The 19,765-nt window shown below is 61.5% G+C and carries 20 protein-coding genes; 14 read left to right on the top strand and 6 right to left on the bottom strand.

The window, feature by feature from the left end:
• Positions 1–16 precede the first annotated feature (16 nt).
• The 4 genes from NFS22_RS16915 to NFS22_RS16900 all read right to left on the bottom strand — a co-directional run bounded on the left by NFS22_RS16915 (position 17) and on the right by NFS22_RS16900 (position 5,236).
• On the bottom strand, positions 17–1,975 hold the full coding sequence (locus NFS22_RS16915) for a UDP-N-acetylmuramyl-tripeptide synthetase (protein WP_251318885.1): 1,959 nt from the start codon (positions 1,973–1,975) through the stop codon (positions 17–19).
• 20 nt (positions 1,976–1,995) lie between these two features.
• A complete protein-coding gene (cuyB, locus tag NFS22_RS16910; RefSeq protein ID WP_251318884.1) occupies positions 1,996–2,712 on the bottom strand; it encodes a cysteate racemase in 717 nt (238 codons plus the stop codon).
• Between the two features lie 141 nt (positions 2,713–2,853).
• A complete protein-coding gene (locus NFS22_RS16905) occupies positions 2,854–4,071 on the bottom strand; it encodes a carboxylate--amine ligase (RefSeq protein WP_251318883.1) in 1,218 nt (405 codons plus the stop codon).
• 97 nt (positions 4,072–4,168) lie between these two features.
• Complete coding sequence (locus NFS22_RS16900) at positions 4,169–5,236, bottom strand: alanine racemase (RefSeq protein WP_251318882.1); 1,068 nt, start codon at positions 5,234–5,236, stop codon at positions 4,169–4,171.
• 363 nt (positions 5,237–5,599) lie between these two features.
• Here NFS22_RS16900 and NFS22_RS16895 point away from each other — a divergent pair, with 363 nt between their 5' ends.
• The 11 genes from NFS22_RS16895 to NFS22_RS16845 all read left to right on the top strand — a co-directional run bounded on the left by NFS22_RS16895 (position 5,600) and on the right by NFS22_RS16845 (position 14,537).
• On the top strand, positions 5,600–5,992 hold the full coding sequence (locus NFS22_RS16895) for a zinc ribbon domain-containing protein (protein ID WP_251318881.1): 393 nt from the start codon (positions 5,600–5,602) through the stop codon (positions 5,990–5,992).
• A gap of 10 nt (positions 5,993–6,002) precedes the next feature.
• On the top strand, positions 6,003–6,827 hold the full coding sequence (locus tag NFS22_RS16890; RefSeq protein WP_251318880.1) for a purine-nucleoside phosphorylase: 825 nt from the start codon (positions 6,003–6,005) through the stop codon (positions 6,825–6,827).
• Positions 6,828–7,031: 204 nt separating this feature from the next.
• A complete protein-coding gene (locus NFS22_RS16885) occupies positions 7,032–8,342 on the top strand; it encodes an amidohydrolase family protein (RefSeq protein ID WP_251318879.1) in 1,311 nt (436 codons plus the stop codon).
• A complete protein-coding gene (locus tag NFS22_RS16880; protein WP_251318878.1) occupies positions 8,343–8,978 on the top strand; it encodes a hypothetical protein in 636 nt (211 codons plus the stop codon). It abuts the gene before it with no gap.
• A gap of 29 nt (positions 8,979–9,007) precedes the next feature.
• Entirely contained in the window at positions 9,008–10,951 is a 1,944-nt protein-coding gene (locus tag NFS22_RS16875; protein ID WP_251318877.1) for a putative polysaccharide biosynthesis protein, read from the top strand.
• Between the two features lie 94 nt (positions 10,952–11,045).
• Positions 11,046–11,834, top strand: a complete 789-nt coding sequence (mazG, locus tag NFS22_RS16870) for a nucleoside triphosphate pyrophosphohydrolase (RefSeq protein WP_251318876.1) — start codon at positions 11,046–11,048, stop codon at positions 11,832–11,834.
• A gap of 161 nt (positions 11,835–11,995) precedes the next feature.
• Complete coding sequence (locus NFS22_RS16865; RefSeq protein ID WP_251318875.1) at positions 11,996–12,271, top strand: HU family DNA-binding protein; 276 nt, start codon at positions 11,996–11,998, stop codon at positions 12,269–12,271.
• A gap of 71 nt (positions 12,272–12,342) precedes the next feature.
• Positions 12,343–12,585, top strand: a complete 243-nt coding sequence (locus tag NFS22_RS16860; protein WP_251318874.1) for an RNA-binding S4 domain-containing protein — start codon at positions 12,343–12,345, stop codon at positions 12,583–12,585.
• A complete protein-coding gene (locus NFS22_RS16855) occupies positions 12,582–13,676 on the top strand; it encodes an FAD:protein FMN transferase (protein ID WP_251318873.1) in 1,095 nt (364 codons plus the stop codon). The genes NFS22_RS16860 and NFS22_RS16855 overlap by 4 nt, the downstream gene beginning before the upstream one ends.
• On the top strand, positions 13,673–14,041 hold the full coding sequence (locus NFS22_RS16850) for a NusG domain II-containing protein (protein WP_251318872.1): 369 nt from the start codon (positions 13,673–13,675) through the stop codon (positions 14,039–14,041). The genes NFS22_RS16855 and NFS22_RS16850 overlap by 4 nt, the downstream gene beginning before the upstream one ends.
• The gene (locus NFS22_RS16845; protein WP_251318871.1) at positions 14,025–14,537 is read left to right on the top strand and encodes a Gx transporter family protein; all 513 of its coding nucleotides are present in this window, start codon (positions 14,025–14,027) and stop codon (positions 14,535–14,537) included. The genes NFS22_RS16850 and NFS22_RS16845 overlap by 17 nt, the downstream gene beginning before the upstream one ends.
• 32 nt (positions 14,538–14,569) lie before the next feature.
• Here the strand turns inward: NFS22_RS16845 and NFS22_RS16840 are convergent, their stop codons facing one another.
• A complete protein-coding gene (locus NFS22_RS16840; RefSeq protein ID WP_251318870.1) occupies positions 14,570–15,433 on the bottom strand; it encodes a helix-turn-helix domain-containing protein in 864 nt (287 codons plus the stop codon).
• Positions 15,434–15,797: 364 nt separating this feature from the next.
• Here NFS22_RS16840 and NFS22_RS16835 point away from each other — a divergent pair, with 364 nt between their 5' ends.
• Genes NFS22_RS16835 through NFS22_RS16825 form a run of 3 tightly spaced genes read left to right on the top strand, consistent with a single transcriptional unit; the run spans position 15,798 to position 19,536 of the window.
• On the top strand, positions 15,798–17,306 hold the full coding sequence (locus NFS22_RS16835; RefSeq protein WP_251318869.1) for a spore germination protein: 1,509 nt from the start codon (positions 15,798–15,800) through the stop codon (positions 17,304–17,306).
• On the top strand, positions 17,303–18,379 hold the full coding sequence (locus NFS22_RS16830; RefSeq protein WP_251318868.1) for a Ger(x)C family spore germination C-terminal domain-containing protein: 1,077 nt from the start codon (positions 17,303–17,305) through the stop codon (positions 18,377–18,379). Before NFS22_RS16835 ends, NFS22_RS16830 begins: the two co-directional genes overlap by 4 nt.
• Before the next feature lie 50 nt (positions 18,380–18,429).
• Positions 18,430–19,536 (top strand): GerAB/ArcD/ProY family transporter, encoded by a 1,107-nt coding sequence (locus NFS22_RS16825; RefSeq protein ID WP_251318867.1) that lies wholly within the window; start codon positions 18,430–18,432, stop codon positions 19,534–19,536.
• A gap of 21 nt (positions 19,537–19,557) precedes the next feature.
• On the opposite strand, the gene NFS22_RS16820 is transcribed toward NFS22_RS16825, so the two are convergent.
• A partial coding sequence (locus NFS22_RS16820; protein WP_251318866.1) for a hypothetical protein occupies positions 19,558–19,765 on the bottom strand: 208 nt, incomplete at its 5' end.

Below are 19,765 nucleotides of genomic sequence, written 5' to 3'. Positions count from 1 at the left end.
AGGGCATTCCCCAAATTTATTTTGTCATCATCATCCCCGGTGTCTGCTGGTCCAGCAGGTACAGCAGCAGGGCGTGTTCGGCGGAGCTGTCCAGAATGGCGGCCTCCGCCGCGGTGGAGCGGAGCGCCTCCAGGCAGTGCTCCACCATGGGGGCCAGCTCCCCGGCCACAAGGCCGGCGGACAGCAGCTCCTCCGCCCGTCTGGCGTCCATGCGGCCCGTGGACAGCTGGTTTTCCGCACCCATGGGGGTGAGGTATACCAGATAGTCCGTGTCCTGGGGCAGCTCCTCCCCCGGCTGGAGCAGAGACACCTCCATCCCCACAGTACGCAGGGCGTCCACATCCTGGAGCAGGCCGCCGTCGGGGGCGGCGCACCGGACCGCCGCCTTTTTTCCGCTGTGCTTTTTCAGCGCGGGCAGCAGGGAGAGCAGTCCCCGTACCTTGGCCATGCCATCCAAGCCATGAGCGGCGTCGTACTCCTGGAGAAAGCTGCGGACATACTCCACATCAGTGGGCACCTCCACATATTCCTGTCCCCGCTTCTGCCTGGTCTCCTGCCCTTTTCCGGTGATGAGCAAAACGGAGGGCTCCTGACAGCTCAGCACAGCCTGGCGGATGGCCTCGCCCCGGTTGGTCTCGATCAGGTATTGACAACCCTGCTGTGCCACATGCTCCGCGATCTGCTGGCAGATGGACAGGGTGTCCTCCTCCCCGCTGTCCTCCTCGGTGAGGACGACAAGGTTGGAGTGCTTGCCGGAGATTTCCCCCAGGTCACGCCGCCGGTCCAGGGCTTTCAGGCCGGGACAGCCAAAAACGGCGACAATCCTCCGCCCGGGGTACTCCGCCTGGACGGAGCGGAACAGAGTTTCGAAGCTCATGCGGTTGTGGGCGTAGTCCACAATAGCGGTGACAGTCTCGTCGGCGTTGGAGTAGACCTCCATCCGTCCCGGCACCCTGGCCCTCATCAGGCCCACGTAGATGTGTCGCTGAGGAACCCCCAGCGCCTCGCACACCGCAATGGCGGCCAGGGCGTTTTCCACATTGAACAGCCCGGGCATGGTCAGACGGAACTCCCGCTCATACCGCCGGGTGCGTACCCGAAAAAGGATGTCCCCTCCCCGCTTGCGGATCTGTGAGGCGAAGACGTCTGCCTCCCCATCCCTCTGGGAGAAGGTGTAGACAGGGCTGCCCGCCCTCTGGGCGGCGGCCAGGACACGGTCTGCGTGATCGCAGTCCAGATTGACGCAGTTGATCGCCCCCTGGGAGAAAATCCGCAGCTTTGAGGAGAAATAATCCTCAAAATCCGGGTGCTCAATGGGCGAGATGTGGTCCAGGCCGATATTGAGGAAGCAGGCGGCGGCGAAGTCGGTACACAAAGAGCGGTGATATTTCAGCGCCTGGCTGGACACCTCCATGGTGAGATATTCCAGCCCGGAGCAGACCGCATGGTCAAAATGCCGCTGGAGGTCCAGCGCGTCAGGGGTGGTGATGTGGGACTCGAAGCGGTCCACCCCGTCGTAGGTGTCAATGGAGGAGATAATGCCGCTCTCCGGCCTGCCCTGTTCCGCCAGATACTCGTCCAGAATGGACTTTAGATAGTAGGCGGTGGAGGATTTGCCCTTGGTTCCCGTCAGGCCGATTACCTTCAGCTTTCCCGAGGGGTGGCCGTAAAACCGGTCGGCCAGAGGGGCAATGGTAAGGCGCATATTGTTCACCAGGATGCATGGCAGGGGCGACTGGGGATAGGCCGTCTCGCTCACATAGGCTATGGCCCCTCTGTCCTGGGCCATTTTCAAAAACTCCGCCTTGAAGTGAGCCCCCTTGCAGATAAACAGCGTGCCGGGAACCACCTCCCGGGAGTCGTAGGACACCAGTTCCACAGCGGCAGACCGGTCCAGGGTCTCCGGGACGGGTCCGGCCAGCAGGGAGCGCTCCTCCAAAAGGGCGATATAGTCGTTGAGGGAAGTTTTAGCCATAGAGGTCACTCCTTGGAGTATTATTTAATAAAAATATGCCGCAGAGGCTTGTGACATGCCTCCACTGCCCGCTGGGCCAGCACAGCCATGGCGTCGGTGTAAAAGGGAGGCAGGTGGTGCTTGTCGGCAAAGACGGACAGCTCTGTACAGGCCAGCACGCCGCAGTCGCAGCCCTGGGCCAGCAGGTCCCGGTGAATGTCGGCAAATTTTTGGGGGTCGCCGTCCCGCCCGGCCTTTACGTCGTCGTAGATCAAAGACATCACCAGCTTTTGGGTCTGAGGCGAGGGAATTACAGCCTGGATTCCTACGGCGGAAAATTCCTTTTGGTATAGCCCGGTCTGGATTGTGCCGTCGGTAGCCAGGATGCCGGGCCGCCTCAGCCCCTGGGAGGCCAGCAGCCGGGCGGTCTCCCGGATCATATGGATGATGGGGATGCCCACATGATCCTGCACCCGGTCCAAAAAGAAGTGGGAGGTGTTGCAGGGGACGGCAATGCAGGTACACCCCGCCCGCTCCAGCAGCCTGGCGTCGTCCAGCAGGCGCCGGTAAACCGCCTCCCGGTCCTGCTCCCCGCCCAGGATGGCGGCGGTGCGGTCGGGCATGTCGCTGTCAGACAGAATCAGAGCGTTGACATGCTCCTGGTCGGACCGGGCGTCGGTGCGGTCAATGACAAACTGATAAAAGGTGTTGGTGGCCTGGGGGCCCATGCCGCCCAAAACGCCAAGACGGTAATTCATAACGGTATCACATCCAAAGGCCCCTCATCCGCCCCCCTCGGGGGCACCTTCCCCTAAAGGGGAAGGCTTTTGGGGGTGTATTTTAATCGCCTTCCCCTTTAGGGAAAGGTGGCATTTGCGGAGCAAATGACGGATGAGACTTTATTCCTCCGGCACCTTGTTGTACTGGTCAAACCGCTTGATGTTGCCCAGGTGGTTTTTGCATATCCGCAGGCGGCGCTTGAGGGAGGCGTCCTTGGAGTAGACCAGGGAGTGGGAGTCGGCCCCCGCCCTGATGAGGGCGCGCATCTCATCATGGTACTGCCTGGGGGTGAATTTAAAGGCCACCTGTTTGGGTACCATCCGCCACAGGGAGCGGTTTTTGGTCATCTGGAAGGGGAGCTCCCTGCCCTCAACCCAGTCCTCCACCACCATTTTGGCAATGTTGTGGCCCGCGCCGGTAACGTAGTAGTTGCTCCGGCCCTGGCGGCAGTTGATCTCAAAGGCCTTGTACTTGCCGTCCCGCCGGTCAAGCTTGATGTCAAAGTTGGAAAAGCCCACAAAGCGCAGCGATTCCAGCAGGCTCTTGATTTTCAGCTCCAGCTCCTCGGCGCACTCGGTGAGGATGACGGCGTGGTTGCCGATACCGTGGGGGGAGTGCTCCTCCAGCAGAACGTGGCCCAGGCACATGGTGGTCACCCGGGCGTTCCGGTCAGAGTAGCTGGTGAGCACCCGCATGTAGCTGTCGTCCCCGGGGATGAATTCCTGAAGGACCATGTGATCCTGATAGCCGGCGGCATAGACGTGATCCAGGCTCTCTAACAGCTCCGCCCAGCTCTGGCAGATATACACCTTGGCCAGGGAGTGGTCGCCGCAGGCCCAGTAGGCCACGCTGTCGGCGGGCTTGGCGATATAGGGCGGCCCCCAGGGCAGGGTGAAATCGTGGCCCATGGATTTGTCGTAGATAAAGGTGGCCGGGTGGTCAATACCGTGCTGGTCGCACAGCTGGTAGAATTTTTCCTTATTGATGAGGGTATCCAGCAGTGCCCCATCAATGTAGGGGGCAATTACGTTGGCGGGCAGGGAGTTTTTGCAGCGGGCGGCCAGTTGGACATAGCTGTCCCCGCAGCCCAGCAGGATAACCTTCTTGTGAGCAAACTCCGCCGCTACCGCCTGAGCATTGCGGCGGAAGGCCTCCTCCGACTCGTTGTCCGGGCACACCCGGTAGTCAATGATGGCGCTGTTGTGGCAGGGGAAGGAGGGGTATTTGCCAAAGGCAATGGAGCGCACCCCGTAGGCCTCGTGAAAGGCCCGGGCCACGCTGTATACGTTGATGTCGCCGCCGAAGAGCAGCGGCTGAAAGGGGAGAGTGTTGGACATAGGAAAAGACCTCTTTTGTCATATATTGTATTTGCACGGGCCGCCCCCCCTGGGCGGCCTGTGGATCGAACCGGCGGGCCGCCGAGGGCGGCGGCCCCTACCGAAATTCCCTTACAAATCCCCGGGCAAAAATGGGGTCGATATCAAAGACGGCCAGATCACCGGCGGAGCACTTCACATTGGTGACGTTGAGCAGCGTCTCGGTGGCGCCGATCGGGCCAATGACCCGGACCTTCTGGCCGCCCACACGGACGGTGCGCTTTTTGGACCGCCGCCACTGGGCCCACAGGGCCCAAAAGCCGGTCTCCCTGGGCCGGACAACCCCAAGGCCGTTTTGATAGCCCACAGGGAGCACCGCCACCCGGGTGGGCTTTTTCAGGACAATGGGCCTGTCGGCCCCCACCGAATGGCCCTTGGGCAGCCAGCGGACCTCGGAGAGGGGGGCCTCGCCGCAGCCCACGGTTTTAAGCCGGTCGTCCTTGGTGCGGCGGCACCGGCCCAGGATGGCCGACCCGGCCCGCACGCCGTCCAGCCGGGCGCTGTCGTTGTGGAGCAGGGCGAAGGAGCCGGCGGCGTGGACGGTGCCCGTCTCAAAGCCGGCGGCGTGGATGGTGTCCAGCACATAGTGGAACTGGTCCAGCTGGTGGGCGGACTCCGGGTCGCCCACCTTCATGGCGTGAAGCTGGGTATAGATGCCCTCCAGGGCCACATTGGGCAAAGAGCGGTAGGCCAGCAGAATCTTGTCCGGGTCGCTGACCAGAAAGCCGCCAAAGCCCATGCCGGTGTCAATCTGGATGTGGGCGCAGGCCACAGTGGCCCGGTTTTCAGCCAGGGCGTTGAGGGCCAGCCCCGTGTCCACCGAGGAGATGGTGCATACCACGTTCAGGTCTACCAGCTGCTCCAGTTCCTCCCGGTCGGTGGTGGAGCGGAGCATGAGGATCTCCTCATCCTCAAAGCCGGCCTCCCGCAGTTTTTTGGCCTCCTGAACCTCATACACGGCAAAACGGCCAATACCCTCCGCCCGGAGCAGCTTGGCCAGCGGGACAATGCCCGCCCCTCCGCCGTCGCCGGCGAGCACGCCGTAGATGACCGCACCGGCGGCCCGCTCCTTGATAACGGACAGGTTGTGCTTGACTGCGGCCCGCTCAATGACCAGCTTGCGCATAAGGATAGCCCCCTTCTGTCTCTGATGGGAAATACCTGTTCAGTCTGCCCATGCCGGTGGGCATGTCATACCAATTCATGTTATTTTACCACTCCTTGGCGAAAATAGCAATCATCAGAATTGATGTGATCTGCAGGGGCGGCCACAGGCCGCCCCTGCGAAATCAATGTTCAGAACATCCAGCCGTATTTACAGGGCGGAAACTGGGCACGTCCCTGATTGGCAGTTTTTGCGGACGGCGTGCCAGGGTCGTTGTGCCCTACAGTGGCAAAATTGATTTTCGTGGTGTGCTGAACCAGTTGCAATCCGGGAATAATTGGTGTAAAATACACTTACGATACTTTAGATTGGAGGAGTATGGTTATGGACGACAAGGTAAAAGCCCTGCTGGACCGGGTGAAAGGGACCGCCAACTACGCGGCTGACGCCGCCGCAGACGGAGCGCGGGCGGCGGGCAAACGGGCGGGCCAGATGGTGGACGTGGCCAAGCTGAACGTCCAGCTTTTCGACCTGAACGGGGAGTACAATGACCTGATGCGCCAGCTGGGCCAGGTGATGTACGACACCCACAAGGGCGAGGTGCCTGAAAACGACGCGGTGAACCAGCTTCTGGCCCAGGCGGACGAGAAGGCGGTAAGGATTGCCGAGCTGAAAGGCCGCATCTCCGATTTGAAGCAGGCCCTCACCTGCCCCGGCTGCGGCGAGCCCTGCGGCAAGGGGGACAAATTCTGCCGCCACTGCGGCACTCAGCTGTAAGGAGGCGCTTATGGACTACACAATGGAACAATACCGGGCCAGCGCCCAGGTGATCCGGGACCGCCTGGGGGACTTTGTCCCCAAGGTGGCTATGGTGCTGGGCTCCGGACTGGGCTATCTGGGAGATGAGGTGGAGAACGCCGTCGCCATTGACTATAAGGACATCCCCCACTTTAAAGCTTCCACCGCCCCCGGCCACAAGGGCAGGCTGGTCTTTGGAATGCTGGAGGGCCAGAAGGTGGCCGTGATGCAGGGCCGGATGCACCACTATGAGGGCTACTCCTACGAGGCGGTGTCCTACGCCCTGCGGGTGCTGCGGCTGCTGGGGTGCGACACGCTGATTGTCACCAACGCCGCCGGCTGCGTCAATACCCAGTGGAAGGCCGGCGACCTGATGCTCATCACCGACCAGATCAAGATGTTCTCCGAATCTCCCCTCCGGGGAGAAAATCTGCCTGAGTTCGGCGTCCGCTTCCCCGACGCCTCCCACCTGTATACCCCCCGCCTCCAGGAGCTGGCCCGCCAGACCGCTAAAGAGCGGAATATCCCCCTGCGGGAAGGGGTCTACTTCTACTGCTACGGCCCCCAGTACGAGACCCCAGCGGAGATCCGGGCCGCCCGTATCCTGGGAGGGGACGCCGTGGGTATGTCCACCGCTCCGGAGGTCATTGTGGCCGGTCACTGCGGTATGGAAATCCTGGGTCTGACCCTGCTGTCCAATATGGCCGCCGGCATCCTGGACCAGCCCCTCAGCGAGCAGGAGGTGCTGGACGCCGCCGCCGCCGCCCGGGAGAAATTCTCCGGACTGGTGCGGGCCTGCCTGCGGAAGATGTAAAAAGCCCCCCTTTAACAAAGGGGGCTCCCGGCGAAATATCGCTCCAAAGGCCCCCTTCGCAAAAGGGGCTGTCAGCGAAGCTGACTGGGGGTTTTCTCCCAACAAGGACAGTTGCGTTTTCGATTGGGGAAAACCCTCCGTCACCGCCTTCGGCGGTGACGCCTCCCTTTGCGAAGGGAGGCTTTAGATGGGAGGAAACCTGAAATGTCTGTTCTCTTTGAAAATGTTACCGCTGTTACCATGGATTCAGCGAATCCTGTCCTCAAAGACGCCCTTGTGGCGGTGGAGGGGACCAAGATCGCCTCAGTGGGGACGGAGCGCCCCGCCGGGGAGTTTGAGCGGGTGATCGACTGCGCCGGCAAGGTGCTGATGCCCGGCTTTGTCAACGCCCATACCCATGTGCCCATGACCCTCATGCGGGGTTACGGCGGGGGCTGTGACCTTCAGCACTGGCTCAACGACTACATCTTCCCCGCCGAGGCCAAGCTGGACGAGCGGTGCGTGGCCGCCGGGGCGGCCCTGGGGCTGGCCGAGATGATCGCCTCGGGCACCACCTGCATTGCCGACATGTATATGAAGACGGAGACCATCGCCCAAACGGTGCTGGAGGCGGGAATTTCCGCCAATCTGGCCTGCGGAGCGGTGTACTTCGGAAATCCAGCGGATTTTTCCCCGGAACAATGCAGCGACTGCGCCAACCACATCCGCCTCTATGAGAACTGGCACAACGCTGGGGAGGGACAGATCAAGGTGGACGCCTCTATCCATGCGGAGTACACCTCCTGCGCTCCGGCGTGGAAGTGGGTGGCGGACTTTGCCCAGAAGCACGGCCTGCGGATGCATGTCCACGTGTCCGAGACCCATTTGGAGCATGAAAAATGTATTGAGAAATACGGTGAGACCCCTGCGCAGGTGCTGGATCAATACGGCGTGTGGCAAAACGGCGGCATTGCCGCCCACTGCGTCTACCTGTCCGGAGGAGATGCGGAGCTGCTGGCCAAACGGGGGGTTGCCGCCGTCCACAACCCGGCGTCCAACCTGAAGCTGATGTCCGGGGTGGCCCCCCTGTTCTTCCTGCGGGATCAGGGGATGGACGTCGCCCTGGGCACCGACGGGGTGGCCTCCAACAACAGCTACAATATGTTCGAGGAGATGAAGGTGGCCGCCTTGACCCAGAACTGGAACTTTGGGGAGGACCACGGCCAGCTGTCCGCGGCGGATATCCTGGCCATGGCCACCGTCAACGGGGCCCGTGCCCTGGGCCGGGATACCGGTGTGATTGCTCCGGGAAAAATTGCCGACCTGATTCTGGTGGATTTTACCCACCCCAACCTCTTCCCCTGCCATGACGTGATGGAAAATCTGGTCTATTCCGCCGACCCCTCCAACGTGGTGATGAATATGGCCCGGGGAAAAATCATATATGAGAATGGGCAGTTCCTCACCCTGGACATGGAGAAGATCAGGGCCGAGGTGCAGGACTACGCCCTGCCCCACATCTTTGGAGGGAAGTAAATGCCCGCCTACTTTGAAATGTCCCTGCAATTTCTGAGGAAAGACCTCTATCCGGACTTTATCGCGGACTTCGACGCCCATCTGGCCAAGACTGGCCTGAAGTTTTTGGATGGCTACTGGGGTGATGAAGGGCTGTCGCAAACAGAGATCGCCGCCTGGAACCAGCAAAAGCTGGAGGCGGATTTCGTCCTGGAGCCCACCACCTACCGCTCCTGCGACTACAAACAGACCTTGTACCGCTTCGGAGATTACAGCGAGGTCCGGGGCTTCTGGATGAATCAATATCCGGATGAGGGACTGTTCAACTGCTCCATCATCATCCCGGAGAGTGAGGTGGTGGACGAGGGCAATTACACCATCTTCCTGCCGGAGCAAGCGGGGCGGCTGCGGGAGCTGGCTGAAAAGCTGTGGCAGTTCCCGGCGGTAAGGGCTATCCAGACCGGGATGGAGGAGGACGAGCATATCAGCCTGCGGGAGCTGCGAAAGGGCGTTCCAGCCTGCGTGTGCCCCTTCGCTATCGTGGAGCGGGACTGCCACCCCTATGACGACGGCTCCCGGGTTATAGAGCTGACCCGGGGCAGGCCGGGGCTTCTTCTTCTGGAGGACGACAATCTCCCGGCTCCACTTGGTCAGTAAACCCAATACATCAATTTAGGAGGCGGCCTATGGCCAGATATGATGCGCCCTCCCGCGGAAGCGGAAAACAAAATACCTTCTTCGGCGGGGCGGCCATCCTGGCGGTGGGCATCCTGGTGGTGAAGCTGATCGGGATGTTCTACAAGATCCCCCTGGTCAACATTATCGGCGCCCAGGGGAACACCGACTTCACCAACGCCTACAACATCTACGCCGTGCTGCTCACCATCTCCACCGCCGGACTGCCTGTGGCGGTGTCCAAGCTGGTGAGCGAGGCCAACGCCCAGGACCGGCGGGGGCAGGTGCGACGCACCTTTCAGCTGGCTTTAGGGATGTTCCTGATTCTGGGCGTGATCTCCTTTTTGGTAATGTACTTCAGGGCCGACCTGCTGGCCGAGATGATGCACGACACCAAGGCCGCCCCCGGCATCCGGGCCCTCTCCCCGGCGGTGGTGTGCGTGGGCTGTCTGGCCGCCCTGCGGGGCTATACCCAGGGGCACCTGAATATGACCCCCACCTCCATCTCTCAGATTATCGAGGCCCTGTGCAAGCTGTTCATTGGTCTGTCTCTGGCCTGGTGGCTGATTAAGAACAACCAGCCCCCGGAAACCGCCGCCGCCGGCGCCATCACCGGCGTGACGGTGGGTACTATGGTGGCCCTGGTCTACATGGTGCTGAACTATACCTTTAAGGGGGATGTTGGCATCCCGGCCCGGGATGAGCCGGACGCCCCGGCGGTCATTGTGAAGGATATCCTGCGTATCGCTATCCCAATCACCCTCAGCTCCTCTATGGTGGGCATTGTCACGGTAATTGACTCCTCCCTGGTCCAGGGCCAGCTCCAGCGGGTGCTGCTGGAAAACCGGAACTGCTGGGAGCTGTATTCCGGATTTGCTTTTATCGACTTCGCCCCCCTGGAGGAGGCCATTGCCAACTGGAAGGCCCTTCTGCCCACCGGGACCGCCGCCACCATGGCCACCCTGTCCAAACAGGTGGATGCGGCCCAGGCCGCTCAGGCGGCGGGGACCGCCCTCACCGGGCTGGACAGCGCCGCCTGGGAGGTCCACGCCCTGCTGGAGTCTTTGAGCCGCTCCCTCTATGGCAACTACGGCGGTGCGCTGAACATCTACAACCTGCCTACCTCTTTGATGGCGGCCATCACCGCCTCGGTAATTCCCGCTGTCTCCGGGGCGCTGGCCCGCCGGGACCGGCGGGGGGCGAGCCGGGTGTCCAGCTCCGCTCTGCGGGTGACCGCCCTGCTCTCCTTCCCCATGGGGGTGGGCCTGTTTGTCATGGGCAAGCCTATTATGACGCTGCTCTACCCCGCCCTGGAAACGGAGCTGGCCGGGCCGTTGCTGTCTACCCTGGGGCTGGCCACAGTGTTTGTGTGCATGATGCTGGTGTGCAACTCAGTGCTCCAGGCCCACGGCTTTGTCAACCTGCCCATTTTGGTGATGGTGGTGGGGGGATGCCTGAAGATTTTTGTCAATTACAATGTGGTGGCCATGCCCAAGGTGGGCATCTATGGTGCGCCAATGGGGAATATTCTCTGCTTTGGGCTGTGTTTGGGGCTGGACCTGTTCCTCATTGCCCGGGTGATTCCCCGCCGGCCCCGGTATCTGGAGGTCTTTCTGAAACCCTTCCTGGCCTCCGCCCTGATGGGCGGGTCGGCCTGGGCGGTGTACGGCCTGGGGTCCAGGGTGTGCCTGTCCCTGGGGGCGAAGAGCCTGAAGGCGGCACTGGCCGCCGGCGAGCTGCCGGGAGGCCTTGGAGCGAGGCTGTGCAGTCTGGACGCTGAGGCCGGACTGGTGCTGGGCCTGAGCCGCACCGGCAACGCCCTGATGACGCTGGGAGCTATCGGTGTGGCGGTGGTCATCTACGCTGTGCTGGTAATTGCCCTGCGGGCTATCTCCCGGGATGACCTGGCCCTGATGCCCAAGGGAGACAAGATTGCCCGCCTGCTTCGGCTGTGACGGCCATGTAAAAAGGGAAACTAAGAGGAAAATGATGCAAGTTTCCCTGCAAAGGCGAAAAATGATGAAAAACACTTGATAAGGAAGCGAGATTGTGGTAGATTTTCAAATGGCGGAACATTACAGCATGGACGATCTGAAAAAAATCATGGAGCTGCTCCGCGCGCCCGGGGGCTGTCCCTGGGACAGGCAGCAGACCCATCAGTCCATCCGGGAGAACATGCTGGAAGAGGCCTATGAGGCCGCCGACGCCATCGACCATATGGACATGGATAACCTGAAAGAGGAGCTGGGGGATGTACTGCTCCAGGTGGTGTTCCACTCCTGCATGGCCCAGGAGGCCGGGCAGTTCACCTTTGATGATGTGGTAGACGGGGTGTGTAAAAAGCTGGTCTACCGCCATCCCCACGTTTTTGGAACGGTGGAGGCCAGCGATTCGGAGGGGGCCCTGTCCGCCTGGGACGCCCGGAAGCGGACCGAGAAAGGCCAGTCCACCAACGCCGACGCGCTGGACAGTGTGGCCAGGGCCCTGCCTGCCCTGACCCGCGCCTCCAAGCTCCAGAGTAAAGCCCGCAAGGCGGGCTTTGACTGGCGGGAGGTCTCCCCCGCTCTGGACAAGCTGACTGAGGAGCTGGAGGAGTTTCAAAGGGCTGTGCAAGAGGGCTCTAATGTGGAGGAGGAGCTGGGAGATCTGCTCTTTGCCGCCGTCAAGGCGGGCCGGTTTGCCGGCGTGGACGGCGAGACCGCCCTGCACAAGGCCTGCGAGAAGTTTATCCGCCGCTTCCGCCGGGTGGAACAGATGGCAGAGGGTCCGCTGGATCAGATGGATGTCCCGGCGCTGGAGGCGCTGTGGCGGCGGGCCAAGGAGGAAGAGAGGGCTTAAATACCCGGAACGGATTTGTATTCACAGCCCGCAAGTGTGGGAATGGCAAGACCTGCCTGACATTTTATGGCTGTGAATACAGATTCCCGACGGGGATTAAGTATATATTTTCGGCGGCCGGCCGAGGCGGGCTGTCAATATGATGCACAGGAGGAGACAATATGAACAAAACTGAACTGATCGCGGCGGTAGCGGAAAAGGCTGAGATGTCCAAAAAGGACGCCGAGACGGCGGTTACCGCCACCATTGACGTCATTTCCGAGGCCCTGCGCAGAGGGGAGAAGGTCCAGCTGGTGGGCTTTGGCTCTTTTGAGGTAAAGACCCGCGCCGAGCGGATGGGCCGCAACCCCCAGACCAAGGAGCAGATTCCCATCCCCGCCTCCAAGGCCCCGGTGTTCAAGGCCGGCAAAGCCCTGAAGGACGCGGTTGCCCGCTGATTGAATTAGCTGTGTAATGAAGAAGAGGGGCGCCGGAACCCGGCGCTCCCTTATTTTTTGGAGGAAAGATCATGCGACTGGACAAATGGCTGAAGGTATCCCGCCTGATTAAGCGCCGCACCGTGGCCAACGAGGCCTGCGACAACGACCGGGTCAGCGTCAATGGCAGAACGGTAAAGGCCAGCTACGATGTGAAGGTGGGCGACCGGCTGGAGCTGAAATTCGGCGCCAATACCGTCAAGGTGGAGGTGCTGGTGGTGGCCGACAACGTAGGCAAGGCGGACGCCGCCGCTATGTATAAGGAGATTTTATGAAAAAAAGGCTGCTTTGCACCCTGCTGGCGGCGCTGTGCTTGCTGACGGCCTGCAAAAAGGTCCCGGAGCCGGTGGAATTTTCCACCTTCGCCATGAATACGTTCATGAGCTTTACCTTTTATGGCAAGGGTGAAACGGAGAACCAGCGTGTGCAGGATCAGATAAATGTGACCCTGAGAAGGCTGGACAGTCTGTTTTCTGTAAACAATGAATGCGGCGATGTGAATCAAATCAACCGCTCGAAAGGTCAGAGGGTGGAGGTGGACGCACCTACGGTTGAACTGCTGGTCCAAGCCCTAGAGCTGTGCGAGATTACGGACGGGGCCCTGGACATTACCGCCTACCCCGCCGTGAGGGCCTGGGGCTTTACCCAGGAGGAGTACCGGGTGCCCTCCCCTGCCGAGCTGGCGGAGCTGACGGAGAAGATCGACTACACTGTGGTCGAACTGGGGCTGGAGAGCCATTCCGTTCCGGTTGGCCCGGACGGCGAGCCCGACTGGTCGGTCCATGCGGAACGAGATACAGTGACCCTGCCCGCCGGGATGGAATTGGACCTTGGGGCGGTGGCCAAGGGATTTGCCGGAGATCAGATAGCGGCCTCCGCCCGGGGGTCGGGTATTACCTCCGCCCTGCTGAATCTGGGCCAGAGCACCATTGCGGCGGTGGGGGCCAAGCCGGACGGCTCCCCCTGGCGGGTGGGCATCCGGGACCCGGAGGGGGAGGGCTATTTCGCCGTGGTGGAGCTGACCGACATGGCCATGGGCACCTCCGGGGGCTACCAGCGGTATTTTGAACAGGACGAGGAAATCTACTGGCACATCCTGGACCCGGATACCGCTGCCCCCGCCAAGTCCGGACTGAGTTCGGTGACGGTGGTGTCCCCCTCCGCCCTCACCTGCGACGGACTGTCCACCGCCCTGTTTGTCATGGGGCTGGAGAAGGGAACCCAATTCTGGAGGGACCACCCCGAGCTGGAATTTGAGGCTGTGTTCGTCACGGAAGAGGGCGGAATTTACCGCACCGCCGGACTGGAGGGCCGCTTCTCCCTGGCGGAGGGCTATGAGGACCGGGAGGTGACCGTGCTGGAATGAGGACCAAGGCGATACTTCTTCTCCTGCTGGCGGCTTTGGCTGCCTCAGCGGGGTTTCTCCTGCTCCAAAACAGGGGGACAGCTTCCCCCGTGGCCCGAATCACCCGGGACGGCGTTCTGCTGGAGGAAATTGACCTGAATCAGGTGGAGAAGCCCTACTCTCTCACCCTGGAGGACGGGAGCGGGAGCAATACTGTTTTGGTGGAACCGGGCCGCGTCCGCATCTCAGAGGCCGACTGTCCCGACCAGGTCTGTGTGAATCAGGGCTGGATATCCGATGGCGCTGTGCCCATTGTCTGTCTGCCCCACAGGCTTATCGTTGAAATTGTGGGGGCTGGAGGTGAGCTGGATGGCGGGGCCGGTTAAGGGAGCGGGACGGATTACCCGGCTGGCTCTGCTGACCGCCATTGCCCTGACCATTTTTATGGTGGAGGCTCAGATCCCCGCCCTGACCACCATTCCCGGCGTCAAGCTGGGCCTGGCCAATGTCGTCACCGTGTACGCCATGTTCGCTATGGGGCCGGGGGACGCCCTGCTGGTGCTGTCCGCCCGAGTGTTTTTGGGGGCGGTGTTCTCCGGGCAGATGATGACCCTGATTTACAGCGCCGCCGGAGGCGTTTTGAGCTGGTGTGTGCTGTGCCTGCTGCGAAAGCTGCTTACCGAAGAGCAGATCTGGCTGGCCAGCCCTGTGGCAGCCGTCTTTCACAATTTGGGCCAGCTTCTCGCCGCCGCCGCCGTTATGCGCAGCTGGGCGGTGATGGCCTACCTCCCCTATCTGGTGATTGCCGCTGTGCTTGCCGGGCTGTTTACCGGGATTGCCGCCCAGGCGCTTATCAAACAGCTGAACAGAATACAAAAATAGCGGACCGCTTGGCGGTCCGCTGTTTTGTTTGCTCAGGATTCAAACTGGGGGTTTGGAAGAGCGAGGGCGATGGATTTTGGGATGACGGCGTCGGGAGCGGGATTGGATTCCGCCTGGATCGCGGTCAGGATGAGAGAGGGAAACGCAATTTCAGGCGTGACGGTGAACACGGTGTCCGTTGTGAGCTCCCGTCCAGTTCCCTTTTCCCGGAGGGTAGCCTGGACGGTGACCGATTCTCCCTGGTAGCCGGGCAGGGTCAGGGATGCCTTGCCGGTTTTCGGATCGGCGGTCAGGTATTCGGTACGGGGCGGAGGGGCGTCATCTTCAGGCTGCCCCCCATTCAGCCACCAGATCGGGGCCCGGCTCTGGATTATAGCGGTATAGCCGAGTACACTCCAACCCTTGAACTGTTTTACCGGACGCAGGGTGAAGTCCAGGGTCAGATCCTGGTCCCCTTCATACCAGGGGAACCCCAGCTCAATGTCGCTGAGCCGGCACTCCGCTGTCTGGAAAAGCTCCCGGTGATAGCAGGAGACATATTCCTCGTTCAGAGCGGTCTGCCGTTCCAGCGACAGAACCTGAGACCACAGCATCCCCACCAGAACAGCCAGAATGAGAAGGGCCGCTCCCATCCCGGCCAGAAGCGCTTTTGCCCGCCCGGACGGTTTAAGCGGGGCCGCAGGCGGAGCGGGGACGGGCTGCTCCACCCCTAAGAGCTGGCCCACGGTGAGGCCGAAGAGCTTGGACAAAGGAATGAGCTTGTCCAGCTCTGGGATGGCCTGGTCCCCCTCCCACTTGCTGATGGCCTGGCGGGATACTCCCATCTTTTCCCCCAGCTCTTCCTGGGAGAGGCCAAAACTTTTTCGCAGCTCCTGAATGCGCTGGCCCAATGTCATAGTGGACACCTCCTTGCTTTTTCTGCTCTCAGCATACCCGATTGACACAAATTTGACAACCAGCCGCCGGGTTCTTTTTGTCAACTGCGGGTTGCGGTCCTTGAGACACAAGGTTTTGGAGGAAAAAAGCCAGGGAACGCGCCCCGGCCCGCTTTGCAGCTATTTGTCTTTGCTGCCGCTCTGGTTTGCAATCAGCTTTTGAATTTTCTGCTTTGCCTTGATATAAGCATAAACCGGCCTTTCTTTGGCATACTATAGCAAACTGCAAAATTGCTGACACCGAAGCGGTAGGGGCGGCCAAAGGCCGTCCCTGCATGTAGCAGCAAATCTGATGATTGCTGTAAGCCCAAAGGAGGGCGTTTTTATGTCCAGACAGAGTGAAGCCAACGCGCCCCACCCCAGGCAGGAGCCCCGCATCCCCGGCCCGCTGTCGCTGGCGCGGCTGGAGGAGGTCTTCTCAGACTGTGTGGACTTTTCCAAGCGGGAGGTCTACCTCCATGGAGACGCCAATCGAAAGGCCGTGGTCTGCTATGTGGACGGTCAGGCCCGGTCGGAGCGGCTCAACGACTATGTTCTGCGCCCCCTGGCCCAGGACCCCATGCTGGCTACCGCCCCGGAGAGCCAGCTTTTCGACCTGATGGAGCGGGGGGCCCTCTACGCCCACGGGGCCAACCGGGAGACCGAGCTGGACAAGGTGGTCTTCGCCCTGATTGGCGGCAGCTGCGCCCTTTTCCTGGAGGGGCGGGATGACGCTTTGATCTTTCCCGTGGCCACCGAGGAGAAGCGGTCTGTGGGCGAGCCGGAGAACGAGCCCGCCCTGAAAGGGGCCCGGGACTCCTTTGTGGAGAGCCTGCGCACCAACACCTCCCTAATCCGCCGCCGCCTCCGGGCTCCGGAGCTGAAGATCCGGGAGCACATTGTGGGCCGGCAGTCCCTCACCCCGGTGGATGTCCTCTGGCTGGACGGTATTGCCGACCCGGACACAGTGGCCCAGCTGGAGCGGCGGCTGGAGGCCATTGATATCGACGGCGTAGAGGCGGCGGGCAATTTGGAGGAGTACCTGGTGGATGCGGCCAGGTCCCCCTTTCCCCTTATGCCCTACACCCAGCGTCCTGACCGCTTCTGCCAGGGGCTTTTGGAGGGCCGGGTGGGCCTCTTTGCCGACGGCATCCCTTTGGGCTGGCTTCTGCCCGGCACCATCGACCAGTTTTTCAAGACCGGACAGGACCGGGCCTACCACTGGCTGGTGGCCTCCGCCCTCAGTGTAATCCGCTGGATGTGCTGTCTGATTACCCTGCTGGTGCCCGGGCTGTATATCGCCCTGGTCACCTTTCATCCGGAGGCCATTCCCCCGAAGCTGGCCCTGTCTATTGTGGCGGCCAAGCGGGAGGTCCCTTTTTCCACCATATTTGAGGTGCTCATTATGCTTCTGGCCTTTGAGGTGATTCAGGAGGCGGGACTGCGCCTTCCGGGGCCGATCGGCGCTACCGTCTCCATTCTGGGCGGACTGGTGGTGGGCAATGCGGCGGTGGACGCCCATATTGTCTCCCCCGCCGTCCTGATCGCCGTAGCTATAGCGGGTGTGGCCGGGTACACTCAGCCAAGTCAGGACTTTGGCAACGCACTGCGGCTGTGGCGTTTTCTGCTGGCCATTCTGGCCAGCCTGGGCGGACTGACCGGCCTGGCCCTGGGCTGTGCCGCCCTGATCTACCACCTGGCGGAGCTGGAGTCCTTCGGTGTGCCCTATTTGGCCCCCTTTACCACAGGGACCAGAGTGCCCCGGGGACATCCCAGTCTGTTCCGGCTGCCCCTGCCCGACATGAAGTGGCGGGATGGCCCCATCAAGACCCAAAACAGGAGGAACCAGAGATGAAAAAAGGATGTATTCTCCTGCTGGCCGCCTGTCTGCTCCTGGCTGGCTGCGGCCAGCTTCCCTCTGCCCGGGAGATGGGGGATATGGCCCTTCTGCGAACCATGGGTATTGACGTTGCCCCCGGCGGGGTGACCGTCACCGGTTCCACCGGCCCCAGGGCCAAGGGCATCCAGGCTGAGGACGAGCCAGCCCTGGTGCTGTCCGCCGCACGGGAGTCTCTGAGCGGAGCCTGCCTGGCCATGCAGGGGCAGAGCGACAGCTACGTCTTCTTCGGCTATGTGGACCAGCTGCTCATAGGGGGAGAGCTGGCGGAACAGGGAATTCGTCCGGTGCTGGACTACTTTGCCCGGGACGTGGAACTGGGCCTGGGGGCTCAGCTGTGGCTGGTGCAGGGGGCCGCCGCCGGGGAAGCGGTGGCCGCCGGCGGTGATGAGGGGGTGGACAGCCGCCTGGAAACCCTGCGAAACGACAGCGAAATGGGAATCGCCGCCCTCACCCGCACCGCCGGGGAGGTATACACCGACCTGCTGGAGCTGGGCTCCTCCTTTGTCCCCGCCCTCTCCCCCGTCGGGGACGAAACCGCTGTCCTCACCGAACGGGGCTACGGAATTTTAAGAGGGGATGCCCTGGCCGGCTTTTTGGAGGGTGAGGCGGCCAAAGGGCTGGAGCTGCTGGCAGGGGGTCCTGCCGCCGACATTCTGGTGGAGGAACTGTCCGATCAAAAGGTTTCTGTCAAAATTACTTCCGCCCACACCCAAAGCAGGCTGGAATTTCAGGGAGACACCCCTTTCGTCCTGAAATTGACCTGCAAGGTGGAGGCCCGCCTGTCTGAGTACCGCCGGCGTCTAGAACAGGAGGGTCTGGAGCAGCTGAAAGCAGGGCTGGAGGCGCGGGAACAGGCCCGGCTGGCGCTGGCGATGGAACAGCTTCAGGCGCTGGGGACGGACTGCGCCGGCCTTGGAGCTAAAGCGGGGATGTTCCACCCCGCAAAGTGGCAGGCGGTCCGGGAGGACTGGCCGGAGTGGTTTGGCCGGGTGCCAGTGGAGATACAGGTTGAGGTAAAAATTTTGTAGAAGCGGATACAATCCGTCTCTGTGCAAAATAGACGACAGGTGGAGGAGATATGAGAGACAGCAAAATTTCCCGCACTCAGCTGATGGCCCTGCTGTGGGCAGGGGTGATGGCCCCGGCGGCGGAGCTGCTGCCCGCCCTTCTCCTGCCCGGCGCCGGCAAGGGGGCCTGGCTGGCGGTGGTGCTGGCCGCGCCGCTGGCGCTGACGGCGGGGTGGTTGATGGGGGCGTTGGCGGATCAACGAGGACTGGCCGCAGCCGTCACCGAAGTGCTGGGGCGTTGGCTGGGCGGCGGGGTGCTCCTATTATATATAGTATGGGCGCTGTTTCTTCTATCCCTTCGCTTGCGGTTGTGCGCCCAGCGGCTGCTGGCCTCCGGGGAGCGGGACGGCTCACTGTGGTTTTTCCTGCTGGCGATGGCGGCGGTGCTGCTGTGGATTGGCAGGGGCCAGCTGCCCGCCTTTGCCCGGGCGGGACAGCTTTTCCTCACCGCCCTGCTGATAACCGCCGGAGTGGTACTGGGGCTGTCGCTGTTCCAGTCCAAGCCGGAGCGGCTGTTTCCCATTTGGTGGGCTGACGCCGCCCCGGTACTTCAAGCGACGTTGTCAGCCGCCGGGGTAATGGGGTGGGGACTGTTCCTGCCCTTTCTGATGGGAGAGGTCCGGGATCAGGGTGAACGGAAAAATTGGCACTGGCTGTTCTGGGGGCTGGGGGGCGTGCTGCTGCTGGCGGCGGCCCAGGCCATTATTCTGGGTAACCTGGGCGCGGAGCTGGCGGCCCGCCTGGACAACCCCTTCTTCTCTCTGGCCAAAAGCGTAGGGGTGGAGGGTGCCTTTCAGCGGGTGGAGGGTGTGGTGGCCGCCCTTTGGACCTTTGCTGACCTGACCATGGGGGGCATACTGGTTTTTTCCGTCCGCGCCATGGCAGACCAGCTGCTGCCGGGGAGAGGGATGAGATGGGCAGGCTGGGGGACTGTTCCATTGGCCGCCGCCGGGGCGCTGCTTCTCTTTCCCACTATAGGAACTGCGGAGGAGTGGAACCGCCACATGGTCCCTGCGGGAAACCTGGCGCTGGGATTTTTGTTGCCGGCACTGCTGCTTGCTGTGGAAAGCCTCCTTCGAAAAACCGAGAAATATGGCACATCTTGTAGAAAAAAGTGAAGTAGACCAAAGATATAGGGGTCAGGAAAAATAAGTCAAAAAAGTTTGAAAAATTTGAAAAAAACCCTTGACAAAAAGGGCGGGGAGTGGTAATCTATGCAAGTCGCCCGGCAAGAGCGGCAAACCACTGCGAGAGCTGCGGATGAGAGCTGAAAAAGATTCAAAAAAATCTAAAGAAGTGCTTGACAAAGCGAAACTGATGTGGTAAGATAATCCCCGCCGCTGATGA

Origin of the sequence: Flintibacter muris (genome assembly GCF_943192995.1) — a bacterium.
GTDB lineage: Bacteria > Bacillota > Clostridia > Oscillospirales > Oscillospiraceae > Lawsonibacter > Lawsonibacter muris.
The sequence above is the reverse complement of the archived record's forward strand: the minus strand, read 5'-3'. Positions and strand labels throughout refer to the sequence as shown.

Excerpts from the sequence above, each read along its gene's own strand:
- NFS22_RS16830 (WP_251318868.1), top strand. The coding sequence starts at position 17,303 with ATGAAAAAAGGATGTATTCTCCTGCTGGCCGCCTGTCTGCTCCTGGCT.
- NFS22_RS16900 (WP_251318882.1), bottom strand. The coding sequence starts at position 5,236 with ATGCGCAAGCTGGTCATTGAGCGGGCCGCAGTCAAGCACAACCTGTCC.
- NFS22_RS16905 (WP_251318883.1), bottom strand. The coding sequence starts at position 4,071 with ATGTCCAACACTCTCCCCTTTCAGCCGCTGCTCTTCGGCGGCGACATC.
- NFS22_RS16835 (WP_251318869.1), top strand. The coding sequence starts at position 15,798 with ATGTCCAGACAGAGTGAAGCCAACGCGCCCCACCCCAGGCAGGAGCCC.
- NFS22_RS16850 (WP_251318872.1), top strand. The coding sequence starts at position 13,673 with ATGAGGACCAAGGCGATACTTCTTCTCCTGCTGGCGGCTTTGGCTGCC.
- NFS22_RS16875 (WP_251318877.1), top strand. The coding sequence starts at position 9,008 with ATGGCCAGATATGATGCGCCCTCCCGCGGAAGCGGAAAACAAAATACC.
- NFS22_RS16865 (WP_251318875.1), top strand. The coding sequence starts at position 11,996 with ATGAACAAAACTGAACTGATCGCGGCGGTAGCGGAAAAGGCTGAGATG.
- NFS22_RS16915 (WP_251318885.1), bottom strand. The coding sequence starts at position 1,975 with ATGGCTAAAACTTCCCTCAACGACTATATCGCCCTTTTGGAGGAGCGC.
- NFS22_RS16860 (WP_251318874.1), top strand. The coding sequence starts at position 12,343 with ATGCGACTGGACAAATGGCTGAAGGTATCCCGCCTGATTAAGCGCCGC.
- NFS22_RS16880 (WP_251318878.1), top strand. The coding sequence starts at position 8,343 with ATGCCCGCCTACTTTGAAATGTCCCTGCAATTTCTGAGGAAAGACCTC.
- NFS22_RS16845 (WP_251318871.1), top strand. The coding sequence starts at position 14,025 with ATGGCGGGGCCGGTTAAGGGAGCGGGACGGATTACCCGGCTGGCTCTG.
- NFS22_RS16825 (WP_251318867.1), top strand. The coding sequence starts at position 18,430 with ATGAGAGACAGCAAAATTTCCCGCACTCAGCTGATGGCCCTGCTGTGG.
- NFS22_RS16895 (WP_251318881.1), top strand. The coding sequence starts at position 5,600 with ATGGACGACAAGGTAAAAGCCCTGCTGGACCGGGTGAAAGGGACCGCC.
- cuyB (WP_251318884.1), bottom strand. The coding sequence starts at position 2,712 with ATGAATTACCGTCTTGGCGTTTTGGGCGGCATGGGCCCCCAGGCCACC.
- NFS22_RS16840 (WP_251318870.1), bottom strand. The coding sequence starts at position 15,433 with ATGACATTGGGCCAGCGCATTCAGGAGCTGCGAAAAAGTTTTGGCCTC.
- NFS22_RS16885 (WP_251318879.1), top strand. The coding sequence starts at position 7,032 with ATGTCTGTTCTCTTTGAAAATGTTACCGCTGTTACCATGGATTCAGCG.
- NFS22_RS16890 (WP_251318880.1), top strand. The coding sequence starts at position 6,003 with ATGGACTACACAATGGAACAATACCGGGCCAGCGCCCAGGTGATCCGG.
- NFS22_RS16855 (WP_251318873.1), top strand. The coding sequence starts at position 12,582 with ATGAAAAAAAGGCTGCTTTGCACCCTGCTGGCGGCGCTGTGCTTGCTG.